Raw genomic sequence first — 12298 nt, forward strand, 5'->3', positions numbered from 1 at the left:
ACTCAGGCGCCCGGGATCGTCAGCGACAGGCCCGCGCGGTCGGCCACGTTGCAGATGTGGGCGCGCATGGCGCGCCGCGCGGCGTCGGCCGAACCGGTAGCCAGCGCGTCGATGATGGCCGCGTGTTCGTAGATGGGCTCGCGCACGCGCGCCGGATCGGCGAACGCGACCTGCCGGCTGCCGTCCACCACTTCCGCGATGTTCTCGGCCAGGTCCAGCAACATCGGGCTGCCGGCGATCTCGTACAGGCAGGCGTGGAAGGCGCGGTCGCCTTCCGACATGGCCACCAGGTCGCCGGCGTCGGCGGCCTGTTCCATGTGCGTGATGGTGGCGCGCAGGCGGGCCAGCCCCGCCTGGGTGACGACGCCCGCGGCCAGGCCGGCTGCCAGCTCCTCCAGCTGGTTGCGCACCAGATAGACATCACGCAAGGCATAGCGGCCCTGGAAACGCCAGCGGCCGTAGGCGCTGCCCAGGCCTTTTTCGCCGGGCCGGGCGATGAACACGCCGCGGCCGGCTTCGCTGCGCAGCAGTCCCAGCCCTTCCAGCATGGTGATGGCCTCGCGCAGCGAGGCGCGGCTTACGCCCAGTTCCTCGGCCAGCTGGCGCTGCCCCGGCAGCTTGCCGGCCTCGGCCCAATCGCGCTGGCGGATGCGGGCCTGCAACTGCTGGGCTATGTGTTCGACGGTGTTCATCGCGGAATTCTCAAGGCAGGGGTGCGCGGCCGCCCCCGGTTTGGCGTTGACAGCCATATACTGCCTGGGCATTATGACATTCAACTGGTCTGACCGGTTAGGATAAAGCCGTACTGCAATGCGCCCCGGCATGGCCGCGGGCCCCACGCACTTTCTCGTACATAGCGCCGCTCATGACCGACCTCTACGATCGATTCGCCCGCGCCGTCGACGCCATGGCCCGACTGGCTGACTACCCCTATGCCGAACGCCGCCAGGCCTGGCTGGACCGGCTGCGCGTCAACCTGCCCGAACTCACCGTGCTGGACTCGCTGGCGCCGGAAGCCGAGCTGGGCTACCTGGCGCCGCCGCCCGCTGCGCCCGCCGAACGGCTGCCCGCCGCGCAGGCAGGCCGCGGCGTCGCGGTGTCGCGCCATGCGCGCGGCATCGCCGCCATTGCCCGTGAATGCCGCGAGGACCCGGCGCGCGCCGCCGACGCCGCCCGCGCCGCGCTGGCCGCGGCCCGGCAGCAGGCCGGCCTGAATGCCTTCATCAGTCTGTCCGACACCCCGGCGCTGGACGGCGCTGCGGCCGCCGCCGCGCGCCGGCTGCGTGAAGGCGCGGCCATGCCGCTGATGGGCGTGCCGATCGCCGTCAAGGACTTGATGCAGGTCGCGGGCTTTCCCCAGACCAACGGCAGCGGCGGCCTGAAACCGCCGCCCGCGCTGCACGATGCGCTGGCCGTGGCGCGGCTGCGCGAAGCCGGCGCGCTGGTGGTGGGCACGACCAACCTGCACGAACTGGCCTACGGCATCACCAGCGAAAATCCCCATTACGGCTGGGTCGGCAATCCCCGCGGGGCGGGCTACACCGCGGGCGGCTCCAGCGGCGGATCGGCCGCGGCGGTGGCCGCCGGCATCGTCCGCCTGGCCGTCGGCACCGACACCGCGGGCTCCATCCGCATCCCCGCCGCCTGCTGCGGCGTGGTCGGCTTCAAGCCCACCTTCGACGCCATCTCGCGCGACGGTGCGCAGGCGCTGGGCGCAAGCCTGGACCACCTTGGGCCCATCGCCGCCAGCGTGGCCGACGCCGCCCTGGCCTATTCCATCATGTCGGGCCAGGCCGAACGCACCGTCAGCGCCGGCGCGCTGACCGGCCTGCGCGTGGGCGTGCCGCGCAATTACTTCTACGACCCGCTGGCCGAGGACGTGGCGCAGGCGGTCAACCATGCGCTGGCGCGGATGCAGGCCGACGGCGCCACGCTGGTGCCGCTGGACCTGCCGGGCGTCGAGCACAGCGCGGCGCTGCAATTCGCCACCCTGTGCAGCGAAGCCACCGACATCCACTGGCGCCGGCTGATCGACCAGCCCGAGACGCTGGGCGACGACGTGCGCGTGCGCCTGGAGATCGGCCAGTTCTTCCCCGCCACCTGGTACACGCGGGCGCAGCGCGGCCGCGCCGCGCTGGCGCATATGTTCGACCAGGCGATGCAGTCGGTGGACGTGCTGGTCACCCCCACGCTGCGCATCGAGCCGCCGCGCTCCGGTGCGGGCGCGGTCAACATCGCAGGCCGCGAAGTGCCGCTGCACACGGCCGTCACCGGCCTCACCATGCCCTTCAACCTGACCGGCATGCCGGCGCTGACGCTGCCCTGCGGCAGCGGCCGCAACGGCCTGCCGCTGGGGCTGCAGATCGCGGGCGCGCGCGGCGCCGACTGGCGCGTGCTGAACACCGCCGCCCGCATCGAAAACCTGCTGGCGGCCTGACGCCCCCCTGCCGGGCCGGCGCCAAGGCCGGCCCGATGCTGGTAAGCCCTAACTGGTCAGACCGGTACTACAGGATTACAAACGAGCAGAGTTCCCGCCCGCCGACGCCTCGCCTGCGCGAGCGGCGGCATCGCCGCACCTCCTTTCCAGAAGGAAACCACGATGAAACTGCTCCGCTTAGCCGCAGCCGTATCCGCGGTCGTACTCGCCTCCGCCGCCCATGGCGCCGATCCCGTCGTCATCGGCGTGAGCATCGCGCAGTCCCCGCCCGGGTCGGTGGTGCAAGGCACCCAGGTGAAGGACGGCGTGGAAATCATCGCCAAGATGATCAACGACAAGGGCGGCGTGCTGGGCCGGCCGCTGAAGATCATCTACGAAGACAACCAGGGCATTCCGGAAAAGGGCCGCGCGGCGGCCGAGAAACTGATCTCGCGCGACAAGGTGGTAGCCGTCACTGGCGGTCACCAGAGCTCGGTCTGCCTGGCCGAAATCGAGGTCGCGCACCGCTACAAGGTGCCCTACGTCAACACCAACTGCTGGTCCGACGACGTGCGCGCCAAGGGCTATCCGGAAGTCTTCAATCCGGCCAACTACAACACCCGCGTCTCAAGCGCCATGGCCGACACCATCGCGGCGCTGAAGGTCAAAAGCGTGGTCGCCTTCGCCGAGAACACCGACTACGGCATCGGCCAGGCCAAGCTGCTGGGCGAATTCCTCAAGAAGGCCGCGCCGCAGACCCAGTACAAGTACGTGGCGCTGGACCGCGCCGGCAAGGACTTCACGCCGGCCGTGCTGCCGTTGCGCGCAAGCCCGCCGGACTTGGTGGTCAACATCATGCTGCCGCCGGCCGCCTACATCCTGATGAACCAGTTGTACGAACAAGGCGTGGCGCCCAGCGCCAAGACCTGGTTCTACGACGGCGCCGGCATCGCCGACTATCCGGACTTCTGGAAGAACGTAAAGGAAGCCGGCAAGTACATGCTGGCCTTCGGCCTGTACCACCCGCAGATGCCCATGCCGCAGATAGGCATGGACGTGGCCGCCACCTACCAGAAGCAGGCCAAGACCGAACCCAACCGCCTCATCTTCCAGGCCGCGGACTCGGTGCTCCTGATCGCCCGCGCGATCGAAGAGGCCAAGTCCACCGACAGCGCCGCCATCATCAAGGCGCTGCAGGGCATGCAGTTCGAAGGCGTGCGCGGCAAGTTCAGCTTCTCGCAGCAGCCGGGCTACACCTACCAGCAGTGGGTCGACATCCCCTACGTCACCTACCAGTTGACCGAAGTCGACCAGCCGCTGAGCAAGACCACGCTGATCCAGGCCACGGGCCAGCCGCTGCAGGTCGAAAAGCTGGTCAAACCGGCCAAATAAAGAGAATGCGCGCCCAAAGCGGGGGCGCCGCCCTCGGCAAAAGTACCGGATCGCCTCCACAGCATGACTGCAACACGCCGGGCCCCGCCCCGGCGCCAGGGAGAATCGAGTGCTGGCATTGGACCTGTTCGTCAACGGCCTGATCATCGGCCTGTACTACGCGCTGATGGCGGTCGGCCTGACCATGATCTTCGGCATCCTGAAGGTCGTGAACTTCGCCCATGGCGAGTTCTACATGATAGGCGCCTACACCTACACCCTGGTCTCGCTGGCCCTGGGCGTGCCGCCGTGGCTGGCGCTACCCGTGGCCGCCGCCGCCGGCGCGCTGCTGGGCTGGGCCACGGAACGCTGGCTGATGCGTCCGCTGTACGCGGGCTACGGCTCCTGGGGGCTGATGAAGGACGAGTACGCGGTGGTGGTCACCTTCGGGCTGTCGCTGCTGCTGATCAACCTGGTGGACAAGGTCGTGGGCCCCTACCCCATGCGCGGCCCGGCGCTGTCGGACGTGACGCGCATGGCGGTCGGTCCTTTCATGATGAGCGGGCAGAAGCTGATCACTGCCGGCCTGTCCATCGTGCTGCTGATCGGGCTGGCGCTCTTCATCAAGCGTTCGCTGTGGGGCCGGCAGGTGCAGGCGGTAGCGCAGAACCGGCTGGGCGCCTCTATTGCCGGCATCGACACCGCGCGCGCCAGCAGCATCATCTTCATGGCCTCCGGCGTGCTGGCGGCGCTGGCCGGGGCGCTGCTGGCGCCGGTCATCAATCCGGCGCCGGACGTGGGCGCGTTTCCGGCCATCAAGTCCTATGTGATCGTGGTGATAGGCGGCATGGGCTCGATTCCCGGAAGTATCGTCGCGGCGCTGGCGCTGGGCGTGCTGGAGAGCTTCGGCGCGGTCTACCTGTCCTATGACTACCGCGACACCTTCGGCCTGGCCTTGCTGATCCTGATCCTGCTGTTCCGGCCCAAGGGCCTGTTCGGCGAACGCGCGCGGGAGGTCTGAACATGGATCCGCTGGCCCATCCCAATCTGCTGCGCAACAAGCTGACCCAGGAAATGCGGCTGTCGCTGGCGTTCCTGGCCGTGCTGGCGCTGCTGCCGCTGGGCGTGTCCTCGCCGTACTGGCTGGGCGTGCTGATCGTCAGCATGTACTTCGCCATGCTGGCTTGCGGCTGGAACCTGCTGGCGGGCTACGCCGGCCAGTTCTCGCTGGCGCCGGCCGCCTTCGCCATGCTGGGCGGCTACACCACCGGTCTCCTGGCCTATCACTGGAAGGTGCCGCTGTGGCTGGGCCTGCCGCTGTCCGCGGTGGTGCCGGGGCTGATCGGCCTGGTGCTGGGCCGCATCGTGCTGCGGCTGTCGGGCCCCTACCTGGCGCTGACTACGCTGTCCTTCGCCGAGATCGTACGCCTGGTGATCTACAACTCCATTGACTTCACGCGGGGCGACCAGGGGCTGCACGTGCCAGCGCTGCTGGAAAGCCGCGTGGGCAACTATTACCTGTTCCTGGCCGCGCTGGCGGCGGTGACGCTGCTGATCTTCCTGCTGCTGCGGGCGCGCCCGGGACGTTTCCTGCAGGCCATCCGCGACGACGAGATCGGCGCGGCCAGCCGCGGCATCGACGTGGTGCGCTACAAGACGCTGGCCTTTCTGGTCAGCTGCGCCATCTGCGGCTTTGCCGGCGGCCTGTACGGCACCTTCGCGCAGCTGGTCAGCCCGGAACTCGGCATCGTGACGCAGACCGGCATGGTGATCGCCATGGTGGTGATCGGCGGAATGGGCACGCTGGTCGGGCCGCTCCTGGGCGCGGTGCTGGTCTACGTCGCGTCGGAATTGCTGCGCGACGCGGGCAACATCCAGATGATCGTGTTCGCGCTGCTGGTCATCATTTTCGCGCGCTTCTTCCGTGAAGGGCTGTGGGGCCTGGCGCGCCGCGCTATCCTGCGCCGCTCCGGCGACGCCCGCGCCAGCGCCAGGGGGGCCTGATGCCACTGCTGCAGATATCCGGAATACAAAAGCGTTTCGGCGGCCTGCTGGCCGTGAACGGCGCGGGCATGGACGTCGCCGACGGCGAACTGCTGGGGCTGATCGGCCCCAACGGCTCCGGCAAGACCACCCTGCTCAACGTGCTGTCCGGCCACCTGGCGGCGGACGCGGGCCAGGTGCTGCTGGACGGCCGCAGCGTGATGGGGCTGAACCCCACGCGACTGACGCGGCTGGGCGTGCTGCGCATGTTCCAGATGACCCGCGTCTTCAACCGGGTAAGCGCCTACGACAACCTGATCGTATGCGGGCTGGCCATGGGCCTGGACGAGGCGGCCGCCAGCCGCCGCGCGCTGGAACTGCTGGACGAGCTCAAGCTGACCCACGTCATGCACCTGGACGCGGGGCAGTTGTCGGGCGGGCAAAAAAAGCTGCTGGAGTTCGGCGCCTGCTTCATGGCGCCGCCGCGCATCGCGCTGCTGGACGAACCCTTCGCCGCGGTGCACCCGGTCATGAAGGAAACCATGTCGGAATTCATCCGCCGCCGCAACCAGAGCGGCCAGACCTTCATCCTGGTCAGCCACGACATGCCGGTGGTGGTGGACCTGTGTGCGCGCTCGGTGTGCATGAACGCCGGCCGCGTGCTGGCCGACGGCCCCACGCAGCAGGTGCTGCGCGAACCCGCGGTGATCGAAGCCTATCTGGGCGAACCGGGACAAGAGGAGCAGGACCATGCCTGACACGCTGCTCGCCATGGAAGGCGTGACCGCGGGCTACATGGGCGACATCGACGTGCTGCGCAACGTCTCGCTCACGGTACAGGCCGGCCGCATCAGCGGCCTGATCGGCCTGAACGGCGCGGGCAAGTCCACGCTGATGAAAGCCATCTGCGGCTTCCTGCGACCCAAGTCCGGCCGCGTCACGCGCGCCGGACGCGATATCTCGGGCCAGCCGCCGCACCGCATGATCGACGACGGCCTCTGGTACATCCCGCAGGAATCCAGCCTGTTCCCCTACCTGACGGTGGAGGAGAACCTGCGCCTGCCGCTGGAGGGCCGGCGCAAGCGCTACGGCGACGTGCTGGAACCGCGCTTTACTGAAACGCTGGAGCGCTTTCCGGTGCTGAAGGAAAAGCTCAAGGACCAGGCCGGCAACCTGTCCGGCGGCCAGCAGAAGTCGCTGGAATTCGCCAAGGCCTATATGGTGCAGCCGCAGGTCTGCCTGATCGACGAACCCAGCATCGGGCTGGCGCCGCGCGTGGCGGCCGAAGTCTTCCAATGGATCCGCGCCTTCGCCGACGCCGGCATGGGCATCCTGCTGGTGGACCACAACGTGCGGCGCGTGGTGGCCATGTCCAACCACATCTACGTGCTGAGCCTGGGCGAAATCACCGCCTCCGGATCGCCCGAGGATTTTGCCGGCGACCTGCATGAACAGGTGCGCGAATGGCTGGGGATCAATTTCTGATGGCCGCCCACACCCTGATAGCGCAGCCTCTGGCCGCTGCGGCGTTCGCACCCTATGGCGAGGTCGTCAGCAGCGCCGGCCGCGCCGGCCGCTCGATCAATGCGGGCACCTCGCTGCGCGTGGAAATGGGCGAGCCCGATCTGCTGGACGCGGGCGGCCGGCCATCGCTGTCGGTATTCCGCGCGCAGGCGATCGCCCTGCCCTTTGCCGCCCGCATGCTGGAACGCCACAGGCTGGGCAGCCAGACCTTCCTGCCGCTGGCGGGCACGCCTTATGTGGTGTTGGTTGCGCTGGGCGCAGAGGCGCCGGACCTGGCCACGCTGCGCGCCTTCATGGCGGGCGCGGGCGTGGGCATCACGCTGCGTCGGGATGTCTGGCATCACCCCTTGATGGCGCTGGCGGACGGCGAATTCGCCGTGCTGGAACGCGCGGGCCCCACGGTGGATTGCGAAGTGATCGATCTGCCGGACGCGCCCTGGACCATCCAGGCCGCCTGAACTACGCCGTGCGCCGCCAGACGCTGGCCAGCCAGAGCTGCTGCTCGCGCGGCAGCCCCTGCGGCCGGTAGTAGTGTTCAAGTTCCTCGAAGCCGGCCGCCGTCAGCAGCGCGCTCCAGCCTTCCAGGTCATGGTAGGCGCCATAGCGCCCGCGGTTCCAGCCTTCCTGGTTGCCGCCGCGCGGGTTGGAGCTGAACAGCACGCCGCGCGGCTTGAGCGCGCCATGCAAGGCGCGCAGCACTTGCGGCAGCTCCTGGCCAGGCACGTGGAACAAGGCGGCGTTGGCAAAGATGCCGTCGAAGCGCGCCGGCGGCAGGGCAAGACGCAGAAAGTCCTGCTGCCAGACCTCGCAGCCAGTAGCCTGCCGCACCATCTCGACGAAGCGCGGCGTGCCGTCCAGGCCGACCGCGCGATGGCCCAGGGCCGCGAACGTTTTCAGGTCGCGGCCCGGCCCGCAGCCGAAATCCAGGATGTCGTAAGGAGGTTCGCCTTCGATGTGACGCAGGAGCGCCGCGATGTTCTGGCTGACGTCGTGGTCGCGCGTGCCGGCCTCGAACGAGTCCGCGTTCTCTTGGTAGTGCGCGACGGTCAGCGAACTGATCTTGGCGAGGTCTTCAGCGTCGAGTTTCATGGGGTGATTGTGCCGCAAAAAACAGCACGCGGCCGTGCCGGAAGCCGGCTCCGTCCGGCCGTCTGGCAACCGGGCGGATCCGTCTCAACCTGCGCAAGCTTCCCATGGGGTGTCAGACGCCTGACGAGCGCCAGCGCCAGACACCCTCACGACGCCCTGCCTCAGGCCGCCAGGCGGCCTTCGATGCTGGCCTTGGTGGCCGGCAGGTCTTCGGGCAGGCCCTGCTTGAGCTGGGCGAAGAGCTCCTGGTGCAATGCCAGTTCGTCGCGCCAGGCGGCGGCGTCCACCGACATGACCTGCTCGAACTTGTCCGGGCTGAACTCCAGGCCCGTCCAGTCGATGTCCTGGTAGCTCGGCGAAATGCCGAACACCTGGTCCACGCCCTTGGACTGGCCGTCGATGCGGCCCAGCATCCAGCGCAGCACGCGCATGTTGTCGCCGAACCCCGGCCAGACGAACTTGCCGTCCGGACCCTTGCGGAACCAGTTGACGCAGTAGATGCGCGGCAAGGTGGCGCCGGCGGCTTCCAGCTGTTTGCCCAGCTTCAGCCAGTGGCTGAAGTAGTCGCTCATGTTGTAGCCGCAGAACGGCAGCATGGCGAAGGGATCGCGGCGCACCACGCCCTGCTGGCCGGCAGCGGCGGCGGTGGTTTCCGAGCCCATGGTGGCGGCCATGTAGACGCCTTCGACCCAGTTGCGGGCTTCGGTGACCAGCGGCACGGTGGTGGAGCGGCGGCCACCGAAGATGAAGGCGTCGATGACCACGCCTTCGGGGTTCTCCCATTCGGGGTCGATGGACGGGCATTGCGCAGCCGGCGCGGTGAAGCGCGCGTTCGGGTGCGCCGCCTTGCGGCCGGTTTCGCGCGCAATGGCGGGCGTCCAGTCCTGGCCCTGCCAGTCGATCAGGTGCGCCGGCGGCTCGTCCGTCATGCCTTCCCACCAGACGTCGCCGTCATCGGTGAGCGCCACGTTGGTGAAGATGACGTTGGCCTTGAGCGTGGCCATGGCGTTGAAGTTGGTCTGCTCGCTGGTGCCCGGGGCCACGCCGAAGTAGCCGGCTTCCGGGTTGATGGCGTGCAGGCGACCGTCCTTGCCGGGTTTGATCCAGGCGATGTCGTCGCCGATGGTGGTGACCTTCCAGCCGTCCATGCCCTGGGGCGGGATCAGCATGGCGAAGTTGGTCTTGCCGCAGGCCGACGGGAAGGCGGCCGCCACGTGGTACTTGCGGCCCTTGGGCGAGGTCACGCCAAGGATCAGCATGTGTTCGGCCAGCCAGCCCTGGTCGCGGCCCATGGTGGACGCGATGCGCAGCGCGAAGCACTTCTTGCCCAGCAGCGCGTTGCCGCCGTAGCCCGAGCCGAAGCTCCAGATTTCGCGGGTCTTGGGGAAGTGGACGATGTACTTGGTCGGGTTGCACGGCCAGGCCACGTCGGCCTCGCCTGCGGCCAGCGGCTTGCCCACCGAATGCACACAGGGCACGAAGTCGCCGTCGGCGCCCAGCACGTCATAGACCTGCTTTCCCATGCGCGTCATGATGCGCATGTTCACGGCTACGTAGGGGCTGTCGGACAGTTCCACGCCCATGTGCGCGATGTCCGAACCCAGCGGGCCCATCGAGAACGGCACGACATACAGCGTGCGGCCGCGCATGGCGCCGTCGAACAGGCCGTTGAGCGTCTCGCGCATGGCGGCGGGTTCGGCCCAGTTGTTGGTCGGGCCGGCATCCTCGGCGCGATCGGAGCAAATGAAGGTGCGGTCCTCCACGCGGGCGACGTCGGAAGGATCCGAGCACGCCAGGAAGGAATTAGGCCGCTTGGCGGGGTTCAGCCTGCGCATGGTGCCCGCCTGGACCATCTGTTCGCACAGCCGGTCATATTCTTCCTGGGAACCGTCGCACCACACGACCTGGTCCGGCTTGGCCAGCGCCACAAAGCTGGCGACCCAGTCGATCAGGCCGCGGTGCTTCACATAGGCAGGCACGTTCAAGGCTGCCAATCCCCCATCCAAAGGCTTATTCATCGGGGTTTATCTCCATACTAGTAAGGCTAATGGTGATACGGCCCCAATTGGCATGGGGCCGTATCAATTTGCGCCATCATACTTGCAGCGGCTGGCTGCCCGTCAACCCATCCTCTTGGACGACATTGTCACCGGTTGAGACCGGTCAGGCGTAGCTGCCGTCGCGCAGCTCGCGGCGGATGATCTTGCCGGTGGCGGTGGTCGGCAAACTGGTTACAAAACGGATCGCGCGCGGATACTCGTGGGCCGCCAGGCGCTTGCGCACGTGGGCCTGCAGTTCCTTCACCAACGCGTCATCCCCTGCATAACCTTCGTTCAGCACCACATAGGCCATCACGATCTCGGTGCGCTGGGCGTCCGGCACGCCCACCACCGCGGCCATGCGCACGGCGGGGTGGCCGATCAGGCAGTCCTCGATGGGGCCGGGGCCGATGCGGTAGCCGGCGCTGGTGATGACGTCGTCGTTACGGCCGACGAAGCGGATGAAGCCCTGCGCGTCGCGCACGCCCTGGTCGCCGGTCAGAAGGTAGTCGCCCGCGAACTTTTCGGCGGTGGCCTCGGGGTTGTTCCAGTAGCCCAGGAACATGACGGGATCCGGGCGCAATACGCCGATGTTGCCCTCCTGTCCATCGGCCACTTCGACGCCCCGCTCATCCACAATAGCGACGCGGTGGCCCGGCGCAGCGCGGCCGATGGCGCCGATGCAGGGGTCGAACAGGGACGAGCAGGACGACACCAGCATGTTGCATTCGGTCTGGCCGTAGAACTCGTTGATGGTCACGCCCAGCACGCGCCGGCCCCAGTCTATGAGTTCCGCCCCCAGCGACTCGCCGCCGCTGGCGACCGAGCGCAGCGCCAGCGCGCCGGCGCCGGCCGGCAGCTCGGCGCCGCGCATCATCTTCAGCGCGGTGGGTGGCAGGAAGGTGTGGGTCACGCCATGGCGCGCCATCAGCTCGAAGGCGCTGGCGCCGTCGAACTTCTCGAAGCGGCGCGCCAGCACCGGCACGCCGTGGTGCCAGGACGGCAGCAGCACGTCCAGCAGGCCGCCGATCCAGGCCCAGTCGGCCGGCGTCCACATCAGCGCGGCATTCTCCGGGAAGAATTCGTGCGACATCTCCACGCCCGGCAGATGGCCCAGCAGCACCCGGTGCGCGTGCAGCGCGCCCTTGGGCTTGCCGGTGGTGCCCGACGTATAGATGATGACGGCCGGGTCGTCGGCCGCCGTCGCCACCGGCGTGTAATCCTCGGATTCCGCGGCCAGCGCAGCGTGAAAAGGCACGGCGTCGTCCGGGCAGTCCTGGTCGATGCAATAGACCACCTTCAGGTCGGGCAGGCCGGCGCGAATCTCGCGCAGCTTGCGGCAGCCTTCGGCGTCGGTCACCAGCGCGGCCGCGCCGCTGTTGGCCAGGCGGTACTGGATCGCGTCCACGCCGAACAGCGTGAACAAGGGCACAGCCACCGCGCCCATCTTGTAGACCGCGATATGGGTTACCGCCGTTTCGGGCGCCTGCGGCAGGTAGACGGCAACGCGGTCGCCGCGCTTGACGCCGTGGCGCTCCAGGCTGTGCGCCAGGCGGTTGGACAGCGTCTTGATCTGATCAAAGGTGTAGCGCGATTGCGCGCCGTCGCTCTGCTCGTAGATCAGCGCCAGCCGGCCGCTGCCATCGGCCCATTTGTCGCAGGCATCGACGCCGATGTTGTAGGCCGCAGGCACCTGCCATTGGAATTGGGACGCGAGCTGCGCGTAGGAATCGGCTCTGGACAGCATGGTTTGTCTCTGATGTTGTTGTCGAACGCGCCGGCGCCCGGCGCCAGCGATGTAACGTCTTGCCTCAAACTTGACCCTGGCTCAATAATAAGCCCCCGTCCCCCCGCAGCCTGTCTCTTATACACATCT

The 12298-nt window shown here is 68.2% G+C and carries 11 protein-coding genes; 7 read left to right on the plus strand and 4 right to left on the minus strand.

The window, feature by feature from the left end; genetic code table 11:
• Positions 1 to 2: 2 nt before the first annotated feature.
• The gene (locus DXK93_RS28185) at positions 3 to 692 is read right to left on the minus strand and encodes a FadR/GntR family transcriptional regulator (protein WP_054459156.1); all 690 of its coding nucleotides are present in this window, start codon (positions 690 to 692) and stop codon (positions 3 to 5) included.
• A 173-nt stretch (positions 693 to 865) separates the two neighbouring features.
• On the opposite strand from DXK93_RS28185, the gene DXK93_RS28190 reads away from it, so the two are divergent.
• From DXK93_RS28190 to DXK93_RS28220, 7 genes are all read left to right on the plus strand, one after another.
• Positions 866 to 2437, plus strand: a complete 1572-nt coding sequence (locus tag DXK93_RS28190; RefSeq protein WP_119451833.1) for an amidase — start codon at positions 866 to 868, stop codon at positions 2435 to 2437.
• 162 nt (positions 2438 to 2599) lie between these two features.
• On the plus strand, positions 2600 to 3808 hold the full coding sequence (locus DXK93_RS28195; protein ID WP_054459154.1) for an ABC transporter substrate-binding protein: 1209 nt from the start codon (positions 2600 to 2602) through the stop codon (positions 3806 to 3808).
• A 109-nt stretch (positions 3809 to 3917) separates the two neighbouring features.
• Positions 3918 to 4808 (plus strand): branched-chain amino acid ABC transporter permease, encoded by an 891-nt coding sequence (locus DXK93_RS28200; protein ID WP_054459153.1) that lies wholly within the window; start codon positions 3918 to 3920, stop codon positions 4806 to 4808.
• 2 nt (positions 4809 to 4810) lie between these two features.
• The gene (locus DXK93_RS28205; RefSeq protein WP_054459151.1) at positions 4811 to 5791 is read left to right on the plus strand and encodes a branched-chain amino acid ABC transporter permease; all 981 of its coding nucleotides are present in this window, start codon (positions 4811 to 4813) and stop codon (positions 5789 to 5791) included.
• Positions 5791 to 6528 (plus strand): ABC transporter ATP-binding protein, encoded by a 738-nt coding sequence (locus tag DXK93_RS28210; protein WP_054459145.1) that lies wholly within the window; start codon positions 5791 to 5793, stop codon positions 6526 to 6528. The genes DXK93_RS28205 and DXK93_RS28210 overlap by 1 nt, the downstream gene beginning before the upstream one ends.
• Positions 6521 to 7255 carry an ABC transporter ATP-binding protein gene (locus DXK93_RS28215; protein WP_013393054.1) on the plus strand — a complete coding sequence of 245 codons (735 nt, stop codon included), beginning with the start codon at positions 6521 to 6523 and terminating at the stop codon, positions 7253 to 7255. Before DXK93_RS28210 ends, DXK93_RS28215 begins: the two co-directional genes overlap by 8 nt.
• Positions 7255 to 7752 carry an ureidoglycolate lyase gene (locus DXK93_RS28220; RefSeq protein ID WP_054459143.1) on the plus strand — a complete coding sequence of 166 codons (498 nt, stop codon included), beginning with the start codon at positions 7255 to 7257 and terminating at the stop codon, positions 7750 to 7752. Before DXK93_RS28215 ends, DXK93_RS28220 begins: the two co-directional genes overlap by 1 nt.
• Position 7753: 1 nt before the next feature.
• Here the strand turns inward: DXK93_RS28220 and DXK93_RS28225 are convergent, their stop codons facing one another.
• The 3 genes from DXK93_RS28225 to DXK93_RS28235 all read right to left on the minus strand — a co-directional run bounded on the left by DXK93_RS28225 (position 7754) and on the right by DXK93_RS28235 (position 12169).
• Entirely contained in the window at positions 7754 to 8383 is a 630-nt protein-coding gene (locus DXK93_RS28225) for a bifunctional 2-polyprenyl-6-hydroxyphenol methylase/3-demethylubiquinol 3-O-methyltransferase UbiG (RefSeq protein ID WP_119451834.1), read from the minus strand.
• A 161-nt stretch (positions 8384 to 8544) separates the two neighbouring features.
• Positions 8545 to 10401 (minus strand): phosphoenolpyruvate carboxykinase (GTP), encoded by a 1857-nt coding sequence (locus DXK93_RS28230; protein WP_119451835.1) that lies wholly within the window; start codon positions 10399 to 10401, stop codon positions 8545 to 8547.
• A gap of 145 nt (positions 10402 to 10546) precedes the next feature.
• Positions 10547 to 12169, minus strand: a complete 1623-nt coding sequence (locus DXK93_RS28235) for an acyl-CoA synthetase (protein ID WP_119451836.1) — start codon at positions 12167 to 12169, stop codon at positions 10547 to 10549.
• Between the last annotated feature and the right edge of the window lie 129 nt (positions 12170 to 12298).

Source organism: Achromobacter sp. K91, from assembly GCF_003576205.1.
Classification (GTDB): domain Bacteria; phylum Pseudomonadota; class Gammaproteobacteria; order Burkholderiales; family Burkholderiaceae_B; genus Achromobacter; species Achromobacter aegrifaciens.

Bases quoted from the DNA above. Each gene is read 5' to 3' on its own strand.
- DXK93_RS28185 (WP_054459156.1), bottom strand. From the start codon at position 692: ATGAACACCGTCGAACACATAGCCCAGCAGTTGCAGGCCCGCATCCGC.
- DXK93_RS28190 (WP_119451833.1), top strand. From the start codon at position 866: ATGACCGACCTCTACGATCGATTCGCCCGCGCCGTCGACGCCATGGCC.
- DXK93_RS28195 (WP_054459154.1), top strand. From the start codon at position 2,600: ATGAAACTGCTCCGCTTAGCCGCAGCCGTATCCGCGGTCGTACTCGCC.
- DXK93_RS28205 (WP_054459151.1), top strand. From the start codon at position 4,811: ATGGATCCGCTGGCCCATCCCAATCTGCTGCGCAACAAGCTGACCCAG.
- DXK93_RS28210 (WP_054459145.1), top strand. From the start codon at position 5,791: ATGCCACTGCTGCAGATATCCGGAATACAAAAGCGTTTCGGCGGCCTG.
- DXK93_RS28215 (WP_013393054.1), top strand. From the start codon at position 6,521: ATGCCTGACACGCTGCTCGCCATGGAAGGCGTGACCGCGGGCTACATG.
- DXK93_RS28220 (WP_054459143.1), top strand. From the start codon at position 7,255: ATGGCCGCCCACACCCTGATAGCGCAGCCTCTGGCCGCTGCGGCGTTC.
- DXK93_RS28225 (WP_119451834.1), bottom strand. From the start codon at position 8,383: ATGAAACTCGACGCTGAAGACCTCGCCAAGATCAGTTCGCTGACCGTC.
- DXK93_RS28230 (WP_119451835.1), bottom strand. From the start codon at position 10,401: ATGAATAAGCCTTTGGATGGGGGATTGGCAGCCTTGAACGTGCCTGCC.
- DXK93_RS28235 (WP_119451836.1), bottom strand. From the start codon at position 12,169: ATGCTGTCCAGAGCCGATTCCTACGCGCAGCTCGCGTCCCAATTCCAA.